This is a genomic window from Rhodococcus sp. NPDC003382 (genome assembly GCF_053589135.1).
The window spans coordinates 37,547-58,827 of sequence record NZ_JBSFRH010000021.1 but is presented as its reverse complement, the minus strand read 5'-3'; the positions used below and the strand labels follow the sequence as shown (position 1 = coordinate 58,827).

The following is a 21,281-nucleotide window of genomic DNA, read 5'->3' as shown; positions in this document are numbered from 1 at the left end:
GATCTTGGGTCTCGACCAAAGGTTGGACGTCCTATAGCCTGACTTCCATGAGTCTCGATCCTCGCTCGAACACCGTCGACGGTGTGCTGCACCGCTCGGCTGCCCGCTTCCCCGACCGCGTCGCGCTGCGCTTCGCGGACCGCACGTTCACCTACCGGGAACTCGACGCCGCGGTCTCCCGCACTGCGGCTCACCTGCGATCCCTCGGGCTCGAGCAGGGCGACCGCGTCGCCGGATACGGCACCAACTCCGATGCCTACGTACTCGGCTACCTCGGTGCCGCGCGCGCCGGGCTCGTGCACGTGCCGATCAACTACGCGCTGCGCGGCGAGGAACTGAGCTACCTGCTCGGCCAGTCCGGGGCGAAGGCCGTGCTCTTCGACCCGCCGCTGCGCACCAACCTCGACGACGTCCTCCCGGTCGTGCCGGCCGAGCACGTGGTGCCGCTGCGCGACGCCGACGACTCGCTGCTCGCCGTCGCCTCGGCGGGCGAGGTCCCGGACGTGGACGGCGGCGCGTCCGGCGGCGACCTGGTTCAGCTGCTCTACACGTCGGGCACCACGTCGAAGCCCAAGGGCGCCATGATGACCCACGGTGCGCTCGTCCACGAGTACACGTCGTCGATCGTCGCGCTCGACCTCGCCGCCGACGACAACCCGCTGATCTGCATGCCGCTGTACCACTCGGCGGCCATGCACGTGTTCCTCATGCCGTACCTCGCGGTCGGCGCCACGATCACCCTGCTGCCGTCCCCGGACATCCCGGAGATCCTGCGGCTGATCGAATCCGAGCGCATCGGATCGCTGTTCCTCGCTCCGACCGTGTGGGTGCCGCTCGCGAACCATCCCGATCTCGAGACCCGGGACCTGTCGTCGCTGCGCAAGGCCCAGTACGGGGCGTCGATCATGCCGGTGACCGTGCTGAACCGGCTGCGCGAGCGCTACCCGGATCTCGGGTTCTACAACTGCTTCGGACAGTCCGAGATCGGCCCGCTCGCATGCGTGCTCGGCCCCGACGAGCACGCCGATCGTCCGTCCTCCTGCGGCCGGGCCGTGCTGTTCGTCGAGACCCGCGTCGTCGACGCCGACGGCAACGACGTGCCCGACGGCGAGCCCGGCGAGATCCTGTACCGGTCGCCGCAGCTGTGCCTGGGTTACTGGGACAACCCGGAGGCCACCGCGGAAGCGTTCCGCGACGGCTGGTTCCACTCGGGCGACCTGGTCACCCGCGACGCGGAGGGCTACATCACCGTCGTCGACCGCATCAAGGACGTCATCAACACCGGTGGCATCCTCGTCGCGTCCCGCGAGGTCGAGGACGCGCTGTACACGCACCCGGCGGTCGCGGAAGTGGCAGTGATCGGCACGCCCGACGAGAAGTGGATCGAGGCGGTCACCGCCGTCGTCGTGCTCAAGGACGGCCACGAGGTCGCCGAGTCCGATCTCATCGTGCACGTCAAGGAACGGCTCGCTCCGTTCAAGGTGCCCAAGATCGTGCGCTTCGTCGACACGCTCCCGCGCAACCAGAGCGGCAAGCTGCTCAAGCGCGAACTGCGTGCGGTGTGAGCCGCGAACTACCGTCGGTGGGAATGCACGGCCGGTAGCGGCCGTCGAAAAGCAAAGGGAACCAATGGGGATCAAGCACGTGCCGTCCTGGCACGACGACGAAGTCCGGGCACTGTCGGAACTGGCCGGTGACTTCTTCGAACGCGAGGTGATGGCGCACGCCGAGAAGTGGGACGCGCAGCACCGCATCGACCGGCAGGTGTGGCTCGAGGCCGGCAAGCTCGGGCTGCTGCTGTGCTCGATTCCGGAGGAATACGGCGGCGGCGGAGGCACATTCGCGCACGACCTCGCGGTCCTCGAGGCGCAGGGCTACGCGGGTGATCTCGCGTTCGGTATCTCCATCCACAGCGGTATCGTCGCGCACTACCTCCTCGAGTACGGCACCGAGGAGCAGAAGCGAACCTGGTTGCCGGGCATGGCCACCGGCGAGATCCTCGGTGCGCTCGGCATGACCGAGCCCGGCGCCGGATCGGATCTGAAGGCGATCAAGACCACGGCGATCCGCGACGGCGACGAGTACGTCGTCAACGGCTCGAAGACGTTCATCACCAACGGCGCCTCCGCCGACATGATCGTGCTGGCGGTCAAGACCGACCCGAAGGCCGGCGCCAAAGGCATCTCGCTGCTCATCGTCGACCTGCGCGATTGCCCGGGCTTCGCCGTCGGCCGAGTGCTCGACAAGGTCGGCCAGCACGGCGCCGACACCTCCGAGCTGTCGTTCACCGACGTGCGGGTTCCCGTGTCGAATCTGCTGGGGGACAGCGAAGGCCAGGGCTTCGCGCAGTTGATGGCGCAGCTGGTGCAGGAACGGCTGATCATCGGCGCGCAGGCGGCCGGTGCGATGCAGCGGGCGGTCGACGAGACGGTGCGCTACACCAAGCAGCGGCAGGCGTTCGGGCACACGCTGTTCGACTTCCAGAACACCGCCTTCGAACTCGCCGAGTGTCAGACCATCGCCCGCACGTGCCAGGTCTTCCTGGACCACTGCATCGAACAGCACCTGAAGGGGCAACTCGATCCCGCGGACGCCGCGATGGTCAAGTACTGGCTGACCGACAAGCAGTGCGAGGTCATCGACCGCTGCGTCCAGTTGCACGGCGGCTACGGCTACATGCGCGAGTACCTGATCGCGCGGATGTACGAGGACGCGCGGGTGCAGCGGATCTACGCCGGCGCCAACGAAGTGATGAAGATGCTCATCTCGCGGTCGCTGTAGACGCCGGAGTGACGGGAACCGATCGTATCGGTTCCCGTCACCCGGAGCGCGAAGTCACCAGGGACGACTGGTGGACAGATATTCGGCCATTTCCTGACTCTGGCGGCGGTGGATGCGCCGGTGCTCGGCGCGTTCGTCGCCGCTCTTGTTGAGCCGGCGTTCCTCCTCGGACTCGGGCAGCACCGGGGGCACCTCGGTGGGCCGGCCCGCGTCGTCGATCGCGACGAACGTGAGGAACGCGGTCGCGGCGATGCGGCGATCACCGCTGCGCAGATCCTCGGCGGTGACCTTCACGAACACTTCCATCGAACTGCGGCCGGTCCGGGTGACGAACGATTCGAGGCACACCGAATCCGACGGGCGGACGGGTGCGAGGAACGCCACAGAGTCCGTCGACGCCGTGACCACCGATGCACGACTGTGCCGGGTCGCGGAGATCGACGCTGTCATGTCGATGTCGCTCATCAGTTTCCCGCCGAACAACGTGTTGTGGTCGTTGACGTCGTTGGGAAAGACCCTGCTGGTCTTGACAACTCGGGATTCGCGGCACGGTTTCGGCTGCACGATCGTCCTTTCGGGGGTTGCGTGCGGCGGGATCTCCGTCGCACGGCCCTTTCCAGCCTACGACTCGCGCGGGACCACGTGTCCGTTGTGCCGGGCACGGTCCCGGGTGTGATGGCCGATGATCTTCGTGAGCATCGCGGTCAGCTGTGCGCGTTCGTCGGCGTCGAGCGGCGCGAAGGCCTCGTCCTGCACGGCGGTGAGGACGTCGTCGAGCTCCGACAGGCGGTGGCGTCCCCTCCGGGTGAGGCTGATGATGTTGCGCCTGCGGTCCTTCGGATCGGGGGCGCGCTCGACGAAGCGGCGGTCGGACAGGGCGTCCACGGCGGCGGCGACGTCGCTGCGGTCGAGTCCGCACCGGCGGCCGAGTTCGATCTGGCTGGACGGGCCGCCCTCGCCGAGCGCGGCCAGGATGCGGTAGTGGTGGCCGCGGGCGTCGGCGGCGTCGAGTCGGTCGAACACCATGCGGTGCACGTGCCGTGCGGACTGCATCAGCAGGAAGCTCGGGAGGTGATCGAGCCGGGTCGGCACGGGGTAGTTGTCGGGGTCGGACACGGGTCCATCCTACCTATCGTTGGTGCAACCAACGAAATGTCAGTGGTGGCGGTGGTCGGTGATCGCGGTGCGGGGCCCACGCCGGGGCACCCGGCGGTAACCACCGGTCTCGGTGATCAGCCGGATCACCCGATAGCGGTGTGGCCGTAGCGGTTCCAGGAGTTCCACCATGCCCGCGTCGTCCAGCGGCCGCCCGAGCAACGACCATCCGACGACGGACGCGAGATGGTAGTCGCCGACCGAGAGTGCGTCGGCGTCGCCGAACGCGCGCTGGGCGACCTCCGCCGCCGTCCAGATGCCGACGCCGGGCACCGACCGCAGCTTGCGTTGCGCCTGCTGCGGGGATTCGGCGGTGAGGCGTTCGAGGCTGTCGCCGAGTTGCGCGCATCGCACGACGGTGCGGGCGCGGCCGGGGTCGACGTTCGCCTTGTGGAACTCCCACGACGGGACCCGCCGCCACGTGTCTGCGGACGGCGGCACCGCCATGCCGCGCGGTGCCGGGCCGGGCGCCGGGTCGCCGAACCGCAGCACGAGACGACGCCACGACGCGAACGCCGCGACGCCGTGCACGCGCTGCTCGAGGATCGCCGGCACGAGCGCTTCGAACACCCGGCCGGTGCGGGTGATGCGCAGCCCCGGCAGGCGCCGGTGCGCGTCGGCCAGCAGCGGATGCTCGGGGGCGAACCCGGATGCGTCGTCACCGGCCCCGAGCAGCGCGGGCAGGGCGGAGAGGAGTTCCTCGGCGCCGGGGCCCCACGCGAGGCACCGGGCGCCGGTGGGGCCGTCCTGACGGATGCGATAGGTGACGGGCCCGGACTCCATCCGGGACGTGCGCCAGACGTCATCGGCGACGTGCCGGTGACAGGGGTCATACGGTCCGCGCTGCAACGGGCGTAGGGTTTGAGCGACGTCGACGGGCCACGGCAGCTCGACCCGGGTGTCGAAAGGGGTGGCTTCACCGACGTACGCGGTCACCGGTTCACCGTACCTCGCACGGCGACCGCATCGGTTTCCACGGTGTCGGACGGAAAGGCTATGGTCTGCAACATGATCATCGTGAGCACCGACGGGTCCTGCCTGCGGAATCCCGGTGGCGCCATCGGGTGGGCGTGGGTCAACCACGAGGGCCCCAGCGCATCGGGGGGTGAGCGGTCGGGTACGAACCAGATCGCCGAACTGCGCGCGTTGCTCGAGGCGCTGCGTGCCCATCCCGGTTCCGAACCGATGATCATCGAATCCGATTCGCAGTACGCGATCAAGTGCGCCTCGGAATGGCTTCCGGGGTGGAAGCGCAAGGGCTGGAAGACCTCCACCGGCGCGCCGGTGAAGAACGTCGAACTCGTGCGCGCCATCGACCAGGAGATCGCGGAGCGCTCGGGTCCGGTTCGCTTCCGCTGGGTGCGCGGGCACGTCGGCAACCACTTCAACGAGGTGGCCGACACGCTCGCCGGTGCCGCCGCGCGCGAGGCCGCCGCCCGTCCGGGTCCGATCGAGGTGCCCCGGTCGGTGCGGCACGTCGTCAAGCCCGTGGTTGCGCGCGGTACGGACGACACGGAGCTGACGCTGTTCTGATCCGGGGCTGTACCAACCGGCCCGCTCTAGCGGTAGTAGACCGCCAGCGGGCCGTTGGGCCCGTCGACACAGGTGACGGGGGTGTCGAACACGCGTGAGAGCGTGTCGTCGACCATGATCTCCTCGGAGGTGCCGAACTCGACGACGCGGCCGTTCTTCACCGCGCAGATCCGGTCCGCGTAGTGCGCCGCGAAGTTGATGTCGTGCAGCACGATGACCACCGTGCGCCCGAGTTCGTCGGCCGCCCTGCGCAGGTGCTGCATCATGAGCACCGAATGGCGCATGTCCAGGTTGTTGAGAGGCTCGTCGAGCAGGACGTAATCGGTGTCCTGGCACAGCACCATGGCGACGTAGGCGCGCTGGCGCTGCCCGCCGGACAACTGGTCCAGGTACCGGTTCTCCAGCGGGCCGAGGTCGAAGAACTCGATAGAACGGGTGATGATCTCCTGATCCCGCTGCGTGATCCGCCCCTTCGAGTGCGGGAACCGGCCGAACCCGACGAGCTGGCGCACCGTCAGCCGGGTGACGAAGTGGTTCTCCTGACGCAGGATGGAGACGATCTTGGCCAGGTCCTTCGAGGGGGTCCGCGCGATGTCGTATCCGGCGATCTCGATGGATCCGGAATCGGCGCCGAGCAGTCGGCCGATGATCGTCAGCAGTGTCGACTTGCCTGCTCCGTTGGGGCCGACCAGCGCGGTGATGCCCCCGGCCGGAATCTGCAGATCGACCGGGCCGATCGACACCTCACTGTTGTAATCCTTACGGACACTCTTGAGTTCGATCACAGTCTGCCCTTTCGGAGGATGACGAAGAGGAACACCGATCCGCCGACGGCCTCGATGATGATGGACACGGCGCCCTCGGTGTAGAAGATGTTCTTCAGGACGAAGTAGGCCCCGGTGAGAACCGTGAATCCCGTGAGCACAGCCACGGGGAACACGTAGCGGTGGTCGTAGGTGTTCGCGAACTGGTACGCCAGCGTGGCGACGAGGAAGCCCAGGAAGGTCATGGGGCCGATGAGCGCGGTCGAGACCGCCATGAGGACGGACACGAGGAACAGCACGATCATGATCTCGCGGCGATGATCGAGCCCGAGGTTGGTGGTGACGTCCCGGCCCATCGCGACGAGGTTGAGTCTGCGTGCACGCCACCACAACGCGACCGCGGCCGCGACGCACAGGGGAATCGCGATCGGCAGGTAGTCGGCGTCCGCGTTGGACACCGACCCGAAGAGCCGGGCGGTGAGGACGTCGAACTCGCTCGGGGTGAGCAGTCGCTGCATGAAGGTCGAGACGGAGCCTAGCCCGCCACCGAGGACGATGCCGACGAGCAGCATGACCTGCAGGTTGCCGTACTTGCCCGAGAGCAGCCATCCGTAGAGCATCAGCGAGAAGACGACCATCAGCGCGATCTGCAGGATGAACTGCGGGGTGCCCTGGAGCGCAACCACACCGGTGGCGCCGAGGAAGTACACGGCGGCGGTGGAGATCGCCACGTACAGCGACTCGAACCCCATGATCGACGGCGTGATGATCCGGTTGTTCGTCGCGGTCTGGAACGCGACGGTGGCGGTGGCCTGGCACACGACGACGATCGCGATGACGATCAGGCTGGTCGCTCGCATCTCGGTGATCCGCCAGAAGCCGGCGCTGCCGAACGGCATGGGGTTGTCCCACACCAGCGTTCCGGCGGCGAACAGGCACGAGAGGACGGCCAGTGCGGCGAGGAGGATCCAGTAGCGGCGCCGCGACTTGGCATCGGGAAAGGCGTCGGACGTGGAGCCCCCCGCGGGCGCGGGCGCCGCGGTGATGTCGGCGTGCGGGGTCGAGGTTTCAAGCATGGCGGCGGCTCCGCAGCAGAAGGGCGATGAACACGACGGCGCCGACCACACCGAGGATGAGGGACACCGGAATCTCGAACGGCGCGATGATCGTCCGGCCGATGAGATCGCACACCGTCACGATGGCGATGCCCAGCAGGCACACCCACGGCAGATTGCTGCGCAGGTCGTCTCCGCGGAACATCGAGACGATGTTGGGCACGATGAGCCCGATGAACGGCAGGTTCCCCACGACGACCGTCACGACGCCGGTGGCGATCGCGATGAGGCCCGTACCCAGGAGGATGAGGCGGTTGTAGTTCAACCCGACGTTGGTCGCCACGTCCTCACCGAGGCCGGCGACGGTGAAGCGGTCGGCGACGACGAAGATCGCGATCGCGACGAGCGCCACGATCCACAGCACCTCGTACTGCCCGCGCAGGATCGAGGTGAAGCTGCCGGCGAACCACACGCTGAGGCTCTGGAGCGTGTCGGTGGCCAGGGCCAGGTAGGTGGTGACGGAGCCGACGACGGCGCCGAGCATGATCCCGACGATCGGCACGATCAGCGAGGACGACAACGCGACCCGGCGCAGGAACAGGAAGAAGATCATGGTTCCGACGAACGCGGCGGCGATGGCGCCGATCATCCGGGGCATGAGACCCGCGTCGGGCACGAGGATCAGCATCAGGATGAGGCCGAGACCGGCCCATTCCGTGGTGCCGGCGGTGGTCGGTTCCACGAATCGGTTCTGGGTGAGCAACTGCATCACCAGTCCGGACATCGCCATCGCGGCACCGGCGAGAACCAGCGCGATGGTTCGGGGGATGCGAGTGATCTCGAACATCTCCCAGCCCTGTTCGCCGCCGAAGATGTCGTAGACCCCCGTGAACAGCGACAGGGTCAGCAGGACACCGACGCCGAGGATGCCCAGGAGGAGTTTCCAGTCGAACAGGCGCCCTTTGCTGCGGGTGGGAGCTGTCGTAACGCTCATGTGGTGCCGTCGTCTTCCGTAGTGCACTTATGCCTGTGCCCCGCGGGCGGGCCCGCGGGGTGACAGGACGAGACGAGAATCAGGACTTCTGCTGCTCGAGCAGGTCCGCGAGAGCGTTGAAGAACTCCGTGTAGGTCTGGATGCTCTCGTTGGTGTAGGTGTCGGTGGGCAGGTAGATCACCTTGCCGTCCTTGACCGCGGTGACCGACTTCAGGGCTTCGGTGGTCTCGATGATGTTCGCGGCGGGACGGTAGCCCTCGGCCGAGGCGCCGGTGGCGGTGCCGGCATCGCGGTCCATCACGATGATCAGATCCGGGTTGGAAGCCGCGATGGCCTCGACCGAGATGTCGTCGCCTTGGTGGTTGTCGGTGCCTTCCGGAACCTCGAGAGCCGGGGTGAGGCCGAAGATGTCGAACATGGGGCCGATGGTGCGGCCGGTGCTCGGGGCGACGTAGCCGATCTCGCCACCCGAGGTGATCAGGCCCATGACCTTCGTGTCGGGGGAGTAGGCGGCCTTCACCCGTGCGATCGAGGCGTCGAGTGCGTCGTTGAGGGCCTGCGCCTCGGACTCCTTGCCGAAGATCTCGCCGAGCACGGTGGTGCCGCGCTTTAGTTCGGCGTCGAAGGGCTGGTCGTCGCGCGGCGCGACCTCGACGATCGCGGCGTCCGGCGCCAGCCGCTGGAAGTCCTCGCGGAACTGAGCGAAACGACCGCCGTTGATGATCAGGTCGGGCTCGACGGCGACGATGGCCTCGAGATTCGGCTCGCGGTGGCTGCCCAGGTTGACGATGCTGTCGTCCTGCGTGAAGCCGATGGTGTTGGGCATCAGGCTCACGGCACCCGCCGAGAGCTTCACACCCCAGGTGTCGAGGGTCTCGAACGTGCTGTTGTCGGTGGCCACGACCGACTTCGGCGGCACGGTCACGGTCTGCTCACCGAAGTTGTCCTCGACCGTGATCGTCGTCGCCGAGGCGGTGTCCTCGGACGAGTCCGTGGTGGAGGTCGAGCAGCCGGCCAGAGCGACTACAGCCAACGCGCCGACAGCGGCGCGCCGATACATGCGGGTGGCTTTCATACGGTGATCCTCGAGTTCTGCTTCGGGTGAGCGGCACGGCGCCGCAGCGGACGGGAGTTTACCCTAGGCTTACCTACCCATTCGTTCGGGACACTACGAGTAAAAGTCAAATCTTGAATGTTCCTGTGGTCTCCGTCTCCCCGGCGGGGCGTGCGCGGGTCCGGTTCCCCGGGCCGGTCGGTACGGTCGGGGGATGGACGAAGCGGAACGGATCGGCCGATTCCGGCGCGAACACGGACTGGCCGCACTCATCGACGTGCACACCCACTTCATGCCTGCGAACGTGATGGACAAGGTGTGGAAGTACTTCGACGCGGCCGGGCCGCTCGTGGGGCGTCCCTGGCCCATCACCTACCGGCACGACGAGGACGAGCGGGTGGCGACGCTTCGGTCGTTCGGCGTCTCCCGGTTCACCTCGATGCTGTATCCGCATCGCCCCGAGATGGCGGCGTGGCTCAACGCGTGGTCCGCGCAGTTCGCCGCCCGTACCCCCGACTGCCTGCACACGGCGACGTTCTATCCGGAGCCGGGTGTCGAGGACTACGTGGCCGCCGCGCTCGCCGACGGCGTCCGGGTCTTCAAGTCGCACATCCAGGTCGGTGACTACGACCCGAACGACCCGCTGCTCGACCCGGTGTGGGGGATGCTCGCCGACTCGGGTGTGCCGACGGTCATTCACTGCGGATCCGGCCCGGCACCGGGAACCCACACCGGACCGAAACCGATTGTGTCCCTGCTGCAACGATTCCCGGATCTGACCCTGATCATCGCGCACATGGGGATGCCCGAGTACGTCGATTTCCTCGACCTCGCGGAGCGGTATCCGCGGGTGTTTCTGGATACGACCATGGCGTTCACCGACTTCGCCGAGGAGGACGCCCCCTTCCCGGTGGGTGAGCTGCCGCGACTCGGCGAGCTGCGTTCGAAGATTCTGCTGGGCAGCGACTTTCCCAACATCCCGTACGGATACGTGCACCAGCTCGAATCGCTCGAACGGGTGGCCCCGGATTCCGCGTGGATGCGCGCGGTGTGTCACGACAACGCGGCCGCCCTGTTCGACATCGCCTGACGCCGGTCCTGTCCGGTACGGGGAGAGCAGGAGGCTCGACCGGACGCTATTCCCTTTCCTCGCTGTACCCGCTACCGTGCAGGAATCAATTTCAGTGTGGTGGGGAACACAGAAGGCGGAGGTGGGGGCGTGACCGTCGTGGATCGGCCCGTGGGGGCGTCGACAGGGCCGAGGCGAGACGAACCCCAATCGATGATCGCGCGCATGACGTGGATCCTCGACGCGTTCGACAGCCGGACAGCCCAGCTGTCCCTCGAAGACCTGGAGCTGCGTACCGGCCTGCCGCGATCGACGGTGCACCGCATTCTCGACCAGCTCGTCCGGCTCGAGTGGATCGACCGGGCCCCTCTCGGCTACCGGCTCGGGCGTCGCAGCAGAGGTACCGACGTCGTACCGGGGCACGACCGGCTCCGCGCCGCGGCGGCACCGGTGTTGCACCGTATGGCGCTGCAGACAGGCACCGTCGCGCATCTGACGGTCCTCGACGGAGCCGACAGCGTCTACCTCGACAAGGTCGGCGGCCGGCTCGCCGCGGCCCTTCCCACCCGCGTCGGCGGTCGCCGGCCGGCCCACGCCAACGCCGGCGGGAAAGCGATGCTCGCGTGGCTGCCCGACGAATCCCTGGCCGGCTTGTTCGAGGGCGGGATCCGAATGTGCACGGACCGCACGATCGCCGATCCGGACGTTCTGCGCCGCGAACTCGAGCGAATCCGGGAGCGGGGCGGACTGGCGTTCGAGAGCGGTGAATCGGTGCCGGGTGTCGCGTGTGTCGGTGCCGCGGTACTCGGTACGGACGGTCCGGTCGCGGGTATCTCGCTGTGCGGCGCGGAGCAGGCCGTCGACCCCGACCGGCTCGGTCCGCTCGTGGCCGCGGCTGCCCGGGAGATCACCCACGCGCTGTATCCGATGTCCGGCGACCCCGCCCGCCGTGCGCGATTCCGGTAGCGAGGGCTACCGAAAACGCGCACGAGGGGAGGGGCGGTCAGACGGTCACGTTGCGCCGCAGGACCTTTCCGGTTGCATTGCGAGGCAACAGATCACGAGTGATCCGCCACTGCGAGGGAACTTTGTAGTAGGAGAGGCGCTCGCGGCAGAACTCGCGCAGGTCGTCCTCGCTCGCATCGTGACCGGCCCGCAGCACCACGACCGCGGCGACCTCCTGGCCCAGATCCTCGTGATCGACACCGATGACCGCGCATTCGTGCACTGCGGGATGTTCTTCGAGGCACTGTTCGACCTCGGTGGGGTACACGTTCTCTCCGCCGCGCAGGATCAGATCCGAACGGCGGCCGGCCAACCGCAACCGGCCGTCCTCGACGACGCCGTAGTCGCCGGTGCGCAACCATCCGTCGGACGTGAGGGCGGCGGCGGTCGCCGTCTCGTCCTCCCAGTACCCCAGCATCACGAACGGACTGCGGACACAGATCTCGCCCTCGACACCGTCGGGCACCACCTCCCCGAAGGGATCGCGGATCTCGAGCGCGACGGTCATGATCGGGCGGCCCAATGTGCCTGGGAACGCCTCGAGTTCGGGTGCGGTGGCGACCGCGATGGCGGTGCTGCACTCGGTCAGGCCGTAGCTGTCCACCAGTGCCTGCTGCGCGAACGGGAACTTCGCGCGGAGTCGCTGCTTGAATTCCGGCGACGACGGCGCCGACGCCAGCGCGAACGCGGTCAGCGACGACAGGTCGTAACGGTCGGTGTCCGGGTGTTCGAGCATGCGCGCGGCCATCGTCGGAACCGCACCCCAGTTGGTGACCCGTTCGCGTTCGATCAGGCCGAAGACCTTGTCGACGTCGAAACCGCCCTCGGTCATGATCACGGCGCTGCCCGTCGCCAGTCGCGGGACCGCGAGATTGTGCAGGCTCGCGATGTGGAACAGCGGGGACGTGAGCAGGTAGCGGTTGTCGCTCGGCACGGCGTCGTCGTAGGTGCGCCCGTACATGTGCGCGACCAGCGCATCGGAGAACCGGTGGTAGTCGACGACGGCCAGCAGGTTCCGCTGCGAGTGCACGGCGCCCTTGGGGCGTCCGCTCGTGCCGCTGGTGAACAGGATGACCGCCGGGTCGTCCTCGTCCACGTCGGCCGTGGGCAGTTCCGCGCCGGCGCCGGCGGCGACGATGCGCGGCAGGTCGTCCTCGACGGTGAGCAACGCGAATCCGGACAGTCCCGAATCGGCAAGCAGTGCAGCGCGTTTGGCGTCGGCGACGATCACCTTCGGTCGCACCAGACCGACGCCGTACTCGATCTCCTTCGGTGTCCACCACGAGTTGAGACCGACCGCGATCGCACCCAGGCACTGTGCCGCCCAGAACGTGACGACCCACTCGGGCGAGTTCGCGGCGAGGATCCCGACCCGGTCGCCCTTGCCGACACCGTGGTCCTCGCGCAGTGCGGTGGCCACGGCGGCGACCGCATCGGCGTGCTCGGCGAAGGACAGGCGGCGGTCCGCGGTGACGAGGTAGTCGCGGTCGCCCCAGGTCTTCGACGCGGCAACCAGGTCGCCGACCCGGCGGTCGCGGTTGCGCACCACGGGAATTCGGTTGCCGCGCACCTCCTCCGGGGCGATCTCGAAGCGACCCCCCGGCCCGGTGAGTGCCGCGACGACCTGCTGAACCATCTGCTGTAGATCTGCTGGTGCTGACATGGACGTGCCCTTCCGACGAGTACCCGGCCCCGTTCTCGGCTGACAACATCTCATCAGAATCGACGTGAAAAGTGGCCTGTACCACTGAACGGGAGTGCACGCGACGGTGCGTGAACAGACAACGAGGCCCGCCCCCGGGAATCGGGAGCGGGCCTCGCGATGGATCCGCCGTCAGTTGGCGGCTGCGGCGAGACCGCTTTCGATGTCGGCGAGGATGTCGTCGATGTGCTCGATGCCGACCGCCAGGCGCACCAGGCCGGGCGTGACACCCGCGGCGAGCTGTTCCTCGGCCGTGAGCTGCGAATGCGTCGTCGACGCGGGGTGGATGACCAGCGAGCGGACGTCACCGATGTTGGCGACGTGGCTGTGCAGCGTCAGGGCGTCGACGAACTTCTTGCCGGCGTCGACACCGCCCGCGAGCTCGAACACGACGATCGCGCCGGTGCCGCGCGGCGCGAGCTGCTTGCCGCGTTCGAACCACGGGGACGACGGCAGACCGGCGTACGACACCGACTCGACCTCCGGCCGGGCCTCGAGGAATTCGGCGACGCGCTGGGCGTTGGCGACGTGCCGCTCGACGCGCAGCGACAGGGTCTCCAGGCCCTGGGCAATGAGGAACGCGTTGAACGGTGCGACGGCGGAACCGAGGTCGCGCAGCAGCTGGACGCGGGCCTTGAGTGCGTAGGCCGGCGCGCCGAGGTCGGCGAAGACGACGCCGTGGTAGCTCGGATCGGGCGTCGTGAAGTTGGTGTGACGCCCCTGCGTCCAGTCGAACTTGCCGCCGTCGATGATCACACCGGCGATCGCGGTGCCGTGGCCGCCGAGGTACTTGGTGGCCGAGTGCACGACGATGTCGGCGCCGTGCTCGAGCGGACGCAGCAGATAGGGGGTGGCGACCGTGTTGTCGACGATCAGCGGCAGGCCGTTGTCGTGCGCGACCCCGGAGATGCCGGGGATGTCGAGGATGTGATTCTTCGGATTCGCGATGGTCTCGCCGTAGAACGCCTTGGTGTTCGGGCGGATCGCCGCGGCCCACTGCTCGAGGTCGTCGGGATCCTCGACGAAGGTGACCTCGATGCCGAGCTTGGGCAGCGTGTAGTGCAGCAGATTGTAGGTGCCGCCGTACAGGTAGGGGCTGGCGACGATGTGGTCGCCTGCCTCGGCGAGGTTGAGGATCGCGAAGGTCTCGGCGGCCTGGCCGGACGACAGCAGCAGCGCCGCGACGCCACCCTCGAGCGCGGCGATGCGCTGCTCCACCGCGTCCTGGGTGGGGTTCATGATGCGCGTGTAGATGTTGCCGGGCTCGGCGAGACCGAACAGTGCGGCAGCGTGATCGGTGCTGTCGAAGGTGTAGCTGGTGGTCTGGTAGATCGGCAGGGCGCGGGCCTTGGTGTCGCCACCGGCGGGCTGGCCGACGTGGATCTGCTTGGTTTCGAAACTCCAGCTCGCCGTGGGATCGACGGCGTCGGGGGTGGTCTCGCTCATCGGTGCTGCTCCGTACTACTCGATATTTCTGGGACTTCGGGGAAGGAACTCGGCGGTGGTCCGGCACGAGGCGGCGTTCGGACAGACGGCTGCGGCCGACTCGCCGGCCGGCGCGGACACCACGCTGGGGAGGATCGGGCGGGGACGCTCAGCGACCCGAACACCCGCAGATACACATGTACTGCGCACGACGACGCATCGACGGGCGACCCGTCGACCATGCTCGTGTGTTGCTCACGAACCCGACAATAACCGGTGAACCTGATCCCGACCAGCGTTCCGGGGACGCGTCGCGTCGGCCCGGCGGGCGAGGGTCAGGCCGTTTCGAGGACCGTGCGGACCGGCGTCGCGTTGCGGGTCAGGTCGAGCACCGGGCAGTGTGCGTCGACCGCTTCCTGCAGTTCCAGGTAGCGTTCCCGCGATTCCGGTCCGGTGAGGGTCACGACGACGCGGACCTCGCCGAACCCCGCACGGACGGAGTCGTCGAAACCGAAGAAGCCGCGCACGTCCAGATCGCCCTCGGCGCGGGCGGTGATCCCGTCGACGGTGATACCGAGCTTCTCGGCCCACACCCGGTACGTCACGACCTGGCAGGACAACAGCGAGGCGAGGTAGTACTCGACGGGGTTGGGGGCGGTGTTCTCGCCGCCGAGCGCGGGGGGTTCGTCGACCTCGACCTCGAACCGGCCGAGGGTCACGGTGCTCGCGACCGCGGAGTGGGCTCGGGCGTCGGCGCGGAACACGACCGCGGCCTTGGTCGGGTCCTCGCTCACGGCGTCGTGGTTGGCCGCGACGACGGCCTGCAGGTGGGAGACGGGTGCAGTGGTCATGAGGGTCCTTCGAAGCGGAGTGCCGGTTGGGTATCGCGACGGAACCACATTTCCGATCTATGCACTAGGGAATTGCGCGCACGGATTTTCGGCCTTGCGCATTCGGCACTGCAGCGCTCACGCGAGCGTCGATACCGACGCCCGACGGCATTCGTGAGCGAGGATCAGCGCAGATCGCGCTGTCGGAACGCGAACAGACCGGCCACGATGAGGGCCGCGGCGACGGTGGTCAGCCACAGCACGGGAGTGGCCGTGAACTCGCTCCCGGGCAGTTTCGGTGCGTGGCCGAACGGCTCGAGATCGAGCACCCATTGGGGGAGATGCGCGATCGGCCCGATGAACAACACGGCCAGGAATGCGGCCAGCACGCCCCACGCGACCGGTGCGAAGCGCGGTGCCATACCGAACAGGGCGACGGTCACTCCGGTGAGAACCCATATGGCGGGCAGTTGGACCAGGGCCGCACCGAGCACCTTTCCCAGGACGCTGCCGTCACCGACCGCGACCGTGTAGGTCAGGGCCGCACTGACACCGGCGACGGTCATCGCCACGATCGGGCCCGCCAGCGAGAACACGATATGTCCGGCAGCCCAACGCATTCGCCCGACCGACCCAGCGAGCACCGGCTCGGTGCGCTGTGCATCCTCCTCGGAGTGCAGCCGCAGGGCCGCCGAGATCGCGTACGCCGCGCCGGCGACGCCGAGCAGACTCATCGCGTACCCGATGAACGAGAGTTCGAGCGACTGGGACCCACCCATCCGCACGACCAGGTCGCGGATCGCCGCGTTGTCGCCGAGCTGATCGCCGACACCCTTCGCTGCGCTTCCGATGAGCAGGCCGTACAACCCCAGGCCGACGGTCCAGGCGAGCAGGGTGCCGCGCTGCATCCGCCAGGCCAGTCCCAGCGGTCCGGCCAGAGCGGGCGGCGCCTCGGACGGCCCGGGGCGTGGCTCGATCAATCCCGCACCGATGTCACGCCTGCGCGCGAGTGCGTAGGCCAGGGTGGTCGCGCCCGCGGTCGTGGCGAGCAGTGGCACCACCACCCACCACCGTTCCGCCGCGAACGGCCGCATCTGCAGTGCCCAGCCGAGCGGGGAGAACCAGGAGAGGGTCCCGGATCCGGCATCGCCGACGGCCCGCAGCGCGAAAGCGGTACCCAGCACCGCGAACGCGATACCGCGCGAGATCCGTGCGCTCGCGCTGAGCTGTGCCGCGACCGCCGCGATCGCTGCGAACACCGCCCCGGACAGCGCCAGCGCGGCTCCGTAACCTGCCGATCCGCCGAGCGGCAATCCCTTGCCGAGAAGAGCTGCGGTGCAAAGGAAGCCGGTGAGAATCGATGCGCCGAATGCCATCAGCAGTGCCGCGGTGAGCCCGGCGTACCGTCCCACCACGGTGGACCCGATCAACTCCGCCCGCCCGGTTTCCTCCTCGGCTCGGGTGTGCCGCACGACCGTGAGGATCGTCGCTATCGCGATCAGCGTGAAGTAGGCGCCGGCCTTCCACAGGCCGACCGAACCGAGGCTCGTGCCGAACATCGGTCCGTACATGGCGATTTCGGCGTGACTCGCGTTCGTCGCCGCCGCGAAGCGGGCGAGCTCGGCGTCGGATGTGTACAGGCTCTGGACGCTCGCGACATAGAGGGGTGGGGCGATCGCGAACAGTGCGACCCACAACGGCATCGAGATCCGGTCGCGCCGCAGGTACAGACGCAGCAGCGCGCCGGTACCCGCGAGATCGTGACCGGTGGTCGAGGGGCGCTCGCGTGTCGTGGTCATCGCGGCACCCGTTCGGCATCGATGGGTGTATCCGTCCGGTAGTGCTGCAGGAAGAGCTCTTCCAGAGTCGGAGGCGCCGAGATCAGGCTGCGGACCCCGGCGTCGCCGAGCGTCCGGATCAGCGCGCCCAGGTGCTCGCCGTCCACCTGGCAGTGCAGGACGTTGCCGTCGCGCCGCACGTCCGCGACGCCGGGCAGGTGTTCGACGTCGCCCGGGTCCCCGAGCAGTTCGGCCGTGATCGACGTCCGACGCAGGTGCCGCATGTCCGCCAGAGACCCGGATTCGACCACGCGGCCGTCGCGGATGATCGTCACGCGTTCGCATAGGGCTTCCACCTCGGAGAGGATGTGACTCGACAGCAGGACCGTCGTGCCGCGATCACGGGCCTCGGAGATGCATTCGCGGAAGACCGTCTCCTTCAGCGGGTCGAGGCCGGTGGTCGGTTCATCGAGCAGGAGCAGGTCCGCGTGGGACGAGAAGGCCGAGATCAGCGCGACCTTCTGGCGGTTCCCCTTCGAGTACGCGCGGGATCGCTTGGTCGGATCCAGCTCGAAACGCTCGATCAGCTCGGCGCGGCGATCCGGGTCGAGACCGCCGCGCATCCGGCCGAGCAGGTCGATGACTTCACCGCCGGTCAAGGACGGCCACAGTGTCACGTCGCCGGGGACGTACGCCAGCGAACGGTGCAGGTCCACCGCATCGGTCCACGGATCGCGACCGAAAACGGTTGCGGTACCCGAGGTTGCGCGCAGACTCCCGAGCAGGATGCGGATGGTCGTGGACTTGCCGGCGCCGTTGGGTCCGAGGAATCCGTGGATTTCCGCGCGACCGACCTCGAGGTCGAGACCCGCGAGTGCGCGGGTGGAGCCGAAGGTCTTCACGAGGTCCCGCGTTTCGATGACGTTCGTCATTCCTGCTCCTGCCGGATGCCGGCCTCCTTCGCCCGCCGAGCGAGTCGCCGGAGAAACGCTCGGTGATCCGGCACCCTCGTCGATTCAGGGTGTGGCCGATGCGGTGGAGTCGGGTCCGCGTCCGGCGGGCTCGGCCGGATCGATTCGTCGGTCCTTTCCCGATGGTAGGAGCAGATCGACGGAATGTCCCGGCCCGTGCCCGCCGGAAGGTCCCGCAGGCGTGGGCGGAGAACTCAGAGCAGGTGCACCTTCTTGTACAGGATCTTCGACGGGCCGCCGATCAGTCCGACGCTGTCGAGGAACGTCATGAGCTTCGCGCCGGACTTGCGAACCCGGTCGTGGTAGTGCGTGTTGGCCTTCGCCTCGGCGACCGCGCGATCGCGGTCCAGGCCGGCGTTGGCGTAGACCTCTTCGCGGATCATGCTCTTGACCACGAAGTAGACCGTTACGGCCGTATTGATCCGCTCGACCTGCAGGCGCAGCTTGCTCGCGCCGGTCAGTCGCCGTGCGACCTCCTCGCGGGCGAACCGGATGTGCCGGGCCTCTTCGAGGACGTGGATCTTGCTGACCGTACGGGTGACCGGTTGCACGCGTTCGTCGCGCATGAAGTCGCGCTGCATCATGTCGAGGATCTCCTCGGCGGCCATGACGCTCGCGTAGGCGTTCGCGCCGCGGAAGAAACCACCCCACAGTCGGCCGAGGCGATGAATGTACGGCGCGGGTCCGTAGCCGGGCATGCCGAGGCGCTCGCCGGCGCGGGCGAACATCACCGAGTGGCGGCACTCGTCGGCCACCTCGGTGAGGGCGAACTGCACGTGACGTGAGTGCTTGTTGCGGTTGTACACGTCGCGCAGAAGCATCTGCATGAGCAGGATCTCGAACCACAGGCCGACGCTGGAGACGCTTGCGGCCTCGTGCTTGGTCAGTTCGATGCGCTGTTCTTCGGTCATCTCGTCCCACAGGGCGGTGCCGTACAGCGTGCTCCACTCGGGGGTCATGCCGTACTTGTCCTCGGGGATGGGTGCCTCCCAGTCGACCTCGATCATCGGGTCGTACGACTTCCGGGCGACCGATGCGAGCAGGCGCCGGGCCGTGTCCTCGCGGTCCGACAGGGCCACCTTCGGCACGAATCCCCGGGTGGTGGCGGTGTCGGCAACATCCTGGGAGCGCGTGAGCGATGCGGTCATGTCTCCACCTTTAGTGTGACGGACAGTAACTGTTAACCCGAGGCTACAGTCAGTGCCCGCACGGCACAATGGGTGAAGTGCAGCCGAGTGGTCCCGGCCCGCTGCAGCGGGCTCGCCGACGCGCATGCACAATCGACAGACCCGAAGTATCTGGAGGTACATCGCCATGTGTTATCCCGTGACCTGCCCGGTGTGTGGCAAGACCGGCTGGGAAGGATGCGGCCAGCACGTCGACGACGTGATGCGCGACGTCCCGGTCGCCGAACGGTGCACGTGCGCCGACCAGGCAGTCGCGGGACGCTGACGCCGCTGCCGCGAACCGGGGTCAGTGCGGTTCGCGGGCCTTCGTGACCCGGGAACGGCCCGGGGAGAGGAACGCCGCGACCACGGCGCCGATCGCGAGGATCACCGCGATCGTCCACGACGCCTGCTGCATGCCGGCGAGGAACGCCGACCGCGCCAGGTCCGCGAGTTCGTCCCCACGTGGTCCCGCGGCCTCCGCGACCTTCAGTGCCGACGCCAGCGAATCCGAGACGGCGGTACTGGCGGTCGGATCCGGAATCGCGGCCGCGACCGGTTCGATCTTCCGGCCGTACATCGCGGCGAGCATGCTGCCCGCGACCGCCACGCCGATCGCCGCGCCGAGTTCGCGGGTGGCGTCGTTGACCGCGGACGCCACTCCCTGCTTGTCGTCGGGCGTGCTCGACACGATCGCGTGTGTCGCCGGCGCAGAGACCATGCCCAGCCCGACGCCCGGCAGCAACAGGGCCACGTTGATGAGAACGGTCGACGACTGCGGATCGAGATTCCCGATCAGCACGAACGAGCCCGTGAGGACGGCGAGGCCGCCGGTGAAGAGGAAGCGCAGCCCGACTCGCGGGACGAGCGGTGGGATGAGCACCGACACCGTCATCACCAGCAGGATGAGCGGGATCAACTGGATCGACGAGCCGAGCGGCGAGTAGCCGAGCACCAGCTGCAGGTACTGCACGACGATGAAGAAGACGCCGAACATCGCGACGAACTGGAACAGCAGTGTCAGTGCCCCGGAGCCGAATGCGCGATGGGTGAACAACCGGACGTCGAGCAGGGGAGCGGGCGTCCGTAGTTCGGTGAGGACGAAACCCGTTGCGGCAGCGAGACCCAGAATGATGCAGGCGAGGACCGTCGCGTCGGTCCAGCCGCGGTGTGGCCCCTCCATGAGCCCGAACACGAACAGGCCCACCGCGATGATCGACAGGGCGCTGCCGACCAGGTCCGGCGGGAAGTGTTCGTGAGCCCGCGACGACGCGATCGTCAGCGACGCCACGAGCAGCACCACGGCGGCCACCGCGAAGCTGACGAAGATCATGATCCACGAGCTGTATTCGAGGATGACGCCGGAAACGAGCAGGCCGGCGATGCATCCCGCACCCGCGGTTCCGGCCCAGACACCGACCGCCCGTGCACGGCGTTCCTCCGGGAATCCGGCGGTGATCACCGAGAGGGTCGCGGGCATGACCAGGGCCGCGCCCAGTCCGGCGAGGCCGCGCGCGGCGATGATCCATGTCGGGCTGTCGAGCACGAGGGGCAGTGCCGACGATACGGCGACGACCGCCAGACCTGCGACCAGCACGCCGCGGCGGCCGTAGCGGTCGCCGAGTGCGCCGGCCGGGAGCAGGAACGCCGCGAGCACGAGCGTGTAGCTGTCCACGATCCAGGTCAGCTCGCTCTGGGTCGCACCGATGTCGACGGCGATGTCGGGCAACGCCATGTTCAGCGACGCCATCGCGGCGACGACGAGGGCCACGGCCGCGCAGGCGACGATCAGCAACCACCACTGCGCCCGCGTCAGGCGTGACGGGTGTTCGAGTGTTGCGGTGGTGCTGGTCGAGCTTTTTTCCGATGTTTCGGACACGAGCCGGCCTTCCCGGAGCGGGGTCACGAAGAAACGAGACTGTCGGTATCGTAACCGAACTGTCGGTATCACAGGCAAGGGCGAAGCCGAACGGATACAACTGTGGACGTGAGTACCCAG

At 68.0% G+C, this 21,281-nt stretch carries 20 protein-coding genes; 6 read left to right on the top strand and 14 right to left on the bottom strand.

Going from position 1 to position 21,281, the window contains the following annotated elements; genetic code table 11:
• The first annotated feature begins 47 nt into the window (after window positions 1–47).
• Together ACWDUD_RS15915 and ACWDUD_RS15910 are read left to right on the top strand one after the other, a co-directional pair.
• Complete coding sequence (locus tag ACWDUD_RS15915) at window positions 48–1,565, top strand: acyl-CoA synthetase (RefSeq protein WP_450109904.1); 1,518 nt, start codon at window positions 48–50, stop codon at window positions 1,563–1,565.
• 64 nt (window positions 1,566–1,629) lie between these two features.
• The gene (locus tag ACWDUD_RS15910; protein WP_197252813.1) at window positions 1,630–2,781 is read left to right on the top strand and encodes an acyl-CoA dehydrogenase family protein; all 1,152 of its coding nucleotides are present in this window, start codon (window positions 1,630–1,632) and stop codon (window positions 2,779–2,781) included.
• A 54-nt stretch (window positions 2,782–2,835) separates the two neighbouring features.
• Here ACWDUD_RS15910 and ACWDUD_RS15905 read toward each other — a convergent pair whose 3' ends face one another.
• Genes ACWDUD_RS15905 through ACWDUD_RS15895 form a run of 3 tightly spaced genes read right to left on the bottom strand, consistent with a single transcriptional unit; the run spans window position 2,836 to window position 4,872 of the window.
• Entirely contained in the window at window positions 2,836–3,345 is a 510-nt protein-coding gene (locus ACWDUD_RS15905) for an acyl-CoA thioesterase (RefSeq protein WP_197252812.1), read from the bottom strand.
• Between the two features lie 57 nt (window positions 3,346–3,402).
• The gene (locus ACWDUD_RS15900; protein WP_450109903.1) at window positions 3,403–3,897 is read right to left on the bottom strand and encodes a MarR family winged helix-turn-helix transcriptional regulator; all 495 of its coding nucleotides are present in this window, start codon (window positions 3,895–3,897) and stop codon (window positions 3,403–3,405) included.
• Window positions 3,898–3,936: 39 nt separating this feature from the next.
• A complete protein-coding gene (locus ACWDUD_RS15895) occupies window positions 3,937–4,872 on the bottom strand; it encodes a DNA-3-methyladenine glycosylase family protein (RefSeq protein ID WP_450109902.1) in 936 nt (311 codons plus the stop codon).
• A 72-nt stretch (window positions 4,873–4,944) separates the two neighbouring features.
• Between ACWDUD_RS15895 and ACWDUD_RS15890 the strand changes: the two genes are divergently transcribed.
• A complete protein-coding gene (locus ACWDUD_RS15890; RefSeq protein ID WP_450109901.1) occupies window positions 4,945–5,469 on the top strand; it encodes a ribonuclease H family protein in 525 nt (174 codons plus the stop codon).
• Between the two features lie 26 nt (window positions 5,470–5,495).
• Here ACWDUD_RS15890 and ACWDUD_RS15885 read toward each other — a convergent pair whose 3' ends face one another.
• The 4 genes from ACWDUD_RS15885 to ACWDUD_RS15870 all read right to left on the bottom strand — a co-directional run bounded on the left by ACWDUD_RS15885 (window position 5,496) and on the right by ACWDUD_RS15870 (window position 9,357).
• A complete protein-coding gene (locus ACWDUD_RS15885; RefSeq protein ID WP_450109900.1) occupies window positions 5,496–6,254 on the bottom strand; it encodes an iron ABC transporter ATP-binding protein in 759 nt (252 codons plus the stop codon).
• Window positions 6,251–7,309: an iron chelate uptake ABC transporter family permease subunit gene (locus ACWDUD_RS15880; protein WP_450109899.1), complete on the bottom strand. Its 1,059-nt coding sequence runs from the start codon at window positions 7,307–7,309 to the stop codon at window positions 6,251–6,253. Before ACWDUD_RS15880 ends, ACWDUD_RS15885 begins: the two co-directional genes overlap by 4 nt.
• Window positions 7,302–8,282 (bottom strand): ABC transporter permease, encoded by a 981-nt coding sequence (locus ACWDUD_RS15875; RefSeq protein ID WP_450109898.1) that lies wholly within the window; start codon window positions 8,280–8,282, stop codon window positions 7,302–7,304. Before ACWDUD_RS15875 ends, ACWDUD_RS15880 begins: the two co-directional genes overlap by 8 nt.
• Before the next feature lie 79 nt (window positions 8,283–8,361).
• Window positions 8,362–9,357, bottom strand: coding sequence for a siderophore ABC transporter substrate-binding protein (locus ACWDUD_RS15870; RefSeq protein ID WP_450109897.1), 996 nt, complete (start codon window positions 9,355–9,357; stop codon window positions 8,362–8,364).
• Window positions 9,358–9,550: 193 nt separating this feature from the next.
• Between ACWDUD_RS15870 and ACWDUD_RS15865 the strand changes: the two genes are divergently transcribed.
• Entirely contained in the window at window positions 9,551–10,426 is an 876-nt protein-coding gene (locus ACWDUD_RS15865) for an amidohydrolase family protein (RefSeq protein ID WP_450109896.1), read from the top strand.
• 129 nt (window positions 10,427–10,555) lie between these two features.
• Window positions 10,556–11,371 (top strand): IclR family transcriptional regulator, encoded by an 816-nt coding sequence (locus tag ACWDUD_RS15860; protein ID WP_450109895.1) that lies wholly within the window; start codon window positions 10,556–10,558, stop codon window positions 11,369–11,371.
• Window positions 11,372–11,408: 37 nt separating this feature from the next.
• Here ACWDUD_RS15860 and ACWDUD_RS15855 read toward each other — a convergent pair whose 3' ends face one another.
• From ACWDUD_RS15855 to ACWDUD_RS15830, 6 genes are all read right to left on the bottom strand, one after another.
• A complete protein-coding gene (locus tag ACWDUD_RS15855; protein ID WP_450109894.1) occupies window positions 11,409–13,073 on the bottom strand; it encodes a class I adenylate-forming enzyme family protein in 1,665 nt (554 codons plus the stop codon).
• Between the two features lie 171 nt (window positions 13,074–13,244).
• Window positions 13,245–14,558 (bottom strand): bifunctional o-acetylhomoserine/o-acetylserine sulfhydrylase, encoded by a 1,314-nt coding sequence (locus tag ACWDUD_RS15850; protein WP_197252804.1) that lies wholly within the window; start codon window positions 14,556–14,558, stop codon window positions 13,245–13,247.
• Window positions 14,559–14,872: 314 nt separating this feature from the next.
• Complete coding sequence (locus ACWDUD_RS15845) at window positions 14,873–15,388, bottom strand: OsmC family protein (protein WP_450109893.1); 516 nt, start codon at window positions 15,386–15,388, stop codon at window positions 14,873–14,875.
• Between the two features lie 164 nt (window positions 15,389–15,552).
• Window positions 15,553–17,166 carry an ABC transporter permease gene (locus tag ACWDUD_RS15840; RefSeq protein WP_450109892.1) on the bottom strand — a complete coding sequence of 538 codons (1,614 nt, stop codon included), beginning with the start codon at window positions 17,164–17,166 and terminating at the stop codon, window positions 15,553–15,555.
• Window positions 17,163–18,077, bottom strand: a complete 915-nt coding sequence (locus ACWDUD_RS15835; protein WP_197252801.1) for an ABC transporter ATP-binding protein — start codon at window positions 18,075–18,077, stop codon at window positions 17,163–17,165. Before ACWDUD_RS15835 ends, ACWDUD_RS15840 begins: the two co-directional genes overlap by 4 nt.
• A 233-nt stretch (window positions 18,078–18,310) precedes the next feature.
• Window positions 18,311–19,264 (bottom strand): AurF N-oxygenase family protein, encoded by a 954-nt coding sequence (locus ACWDUD_RS15830; protein ID WP_450109891.1) that lies wholly within the window; start codon window positions 19,262–19,264, stop codon window positions 18,311–18,313.
• A gap of 166 nt (window positions 19,265–19,430) precedes the next feature.
• Between ACWDUD_RS15830 and ACWDUD_RS15825 the strand changes: the two genes are divergently transcribed.
• Window positions 19,431–19,568 (top strand): hypothetical protein, encoded by a 138-nt coding sequence (locus ACWDUD_RS15825; RefSeq protein WP_450109890.1) that lies wholly within the window; start codon window positions 19,431–19,433, stop codon window positions 19,566–19,568.
• Window positions 19,569–19,589: 21 nt separating this feature from the next.
• Here ACWDUD_RS15825 and ACWDUD_RS15820 read toward each other — a convergent pair whose 3' ends face one another.
• Window positions 19,590–21,161 carry an MFS transporter gene (locus tag ACWDUD_RS15820; RefSeq protein ID WP_450109889.1) on the bottom strand — a complete coding sequence of 524 codons (1,572 nt, stop codon included), beginning with the start codon at window positions 21,159–21,161 and terminating at the stop codon, window positions 19,590–19,592.
• Window positions 21,162–21,281: the final 120 nt, after the last annotated feature.

Bases quoted from the DNA above. Each gene is read 5' to 3' on its own strand.
- ACWDUD_RS15845 (WP_450109893.1), bottom strand. From the start codon at position 15,388: ATGACCACTGCACCCGTCTCCCACCTGCAGGCCGTCGTCGCGGCCAAC.
- ACWDUD_RS15890 (WP_450109901.1), top strand. From the start codon at position 4,945: ATGATCATCGTGAGCACCGACGGGTCCTGCCTGCGGAATCCCGGTGGC.
- ACWDUD_RS15875 (WP_450109898.1), bottom strand. From the start codon at position 8,282: ATGAGCGTTACGACAGCTCCCACCCGCAGCAAAGGGCGCCTGTTCGAC.
- ACWDUD_RS15830 (WP_450109891.1), bottom strand. From the start codon at position 19,264: ATGACCGCATCGCTCACGCGCTCCCAGGATGTTGCCGACACCGCCACC.
- ACWDUD_RS15825 (WP_450109890.1), top strand. From the start codon at position 19,431: ATGTGTTATCCCGTGACCTGCCCGGTGTGTGGCAAGACCGGCTGGGAA.
- ACWDUD_RS15915 (WP_450109904.1), top strand. From the start codon at position 48: ATGAGTCTCGATCCTCGCTCGAACACCGTCGACGGTGTGCTGCACCGC.
- ACWDUD_RS15910 (WP_197252813.1), top strand. From the start codon at position 1,630: ATGGGGATCAAGCACGTGCCGTCCTGGCACGACGACGAAGTCCGGGCA.
- ACWDUD_RS15855 (WP_450109894.1), bottom strand. From the start codon at position 13,073: ATGTCAGCACCAGCAGATCTACAGCAGATGGTTCAGCAGGTCGTCGCG.
- ACWDUD_RS15880 (WP_450109899.1), bottom strand. From the start codon at position 7,309: ATGCTTGAAACCTCGACCCCGCACGCCGACATCACCGCGGCGCCCGCG.
- ACWDUD_RS15835 (WP_197252801.1), bottom strand. From the start codon at position 18,077: ATGACGAACGTCATCGAAACGCGGGACCTCGTGAAGACCTTCGGCTCC.
- ACWDUD_RS15870 (WP_450109897.1), bottom strand. From the start codon at position 9,357: ATGAAAGCCACCCGCATGTATCGGCGCGCCGCTGTCGGCGCGTTGGCT.
- ACWDUD_RS15850 (WP_197252804.1), bottom strand. From the start codon at position 14,558: ATGAGCGAGACCACCCCCGACGCCGTCGATCCCACGGCGAGCTGGAGT.
- ACWDUD_RS15840 (WP_450109892.1), bottom strand. From the start codon at position 17,166: ATGACCACGACACGCGAGCGCCCCTCGACCACCGGTCACGATCTCGCG.
- ACWDUD_RS15865 (WP_450109896.1), top strand. From the start codon at position 9,551: ATGGACGAAGCGGAACGGATCGGCCGATTCCGGCGCGAACACGGACTG.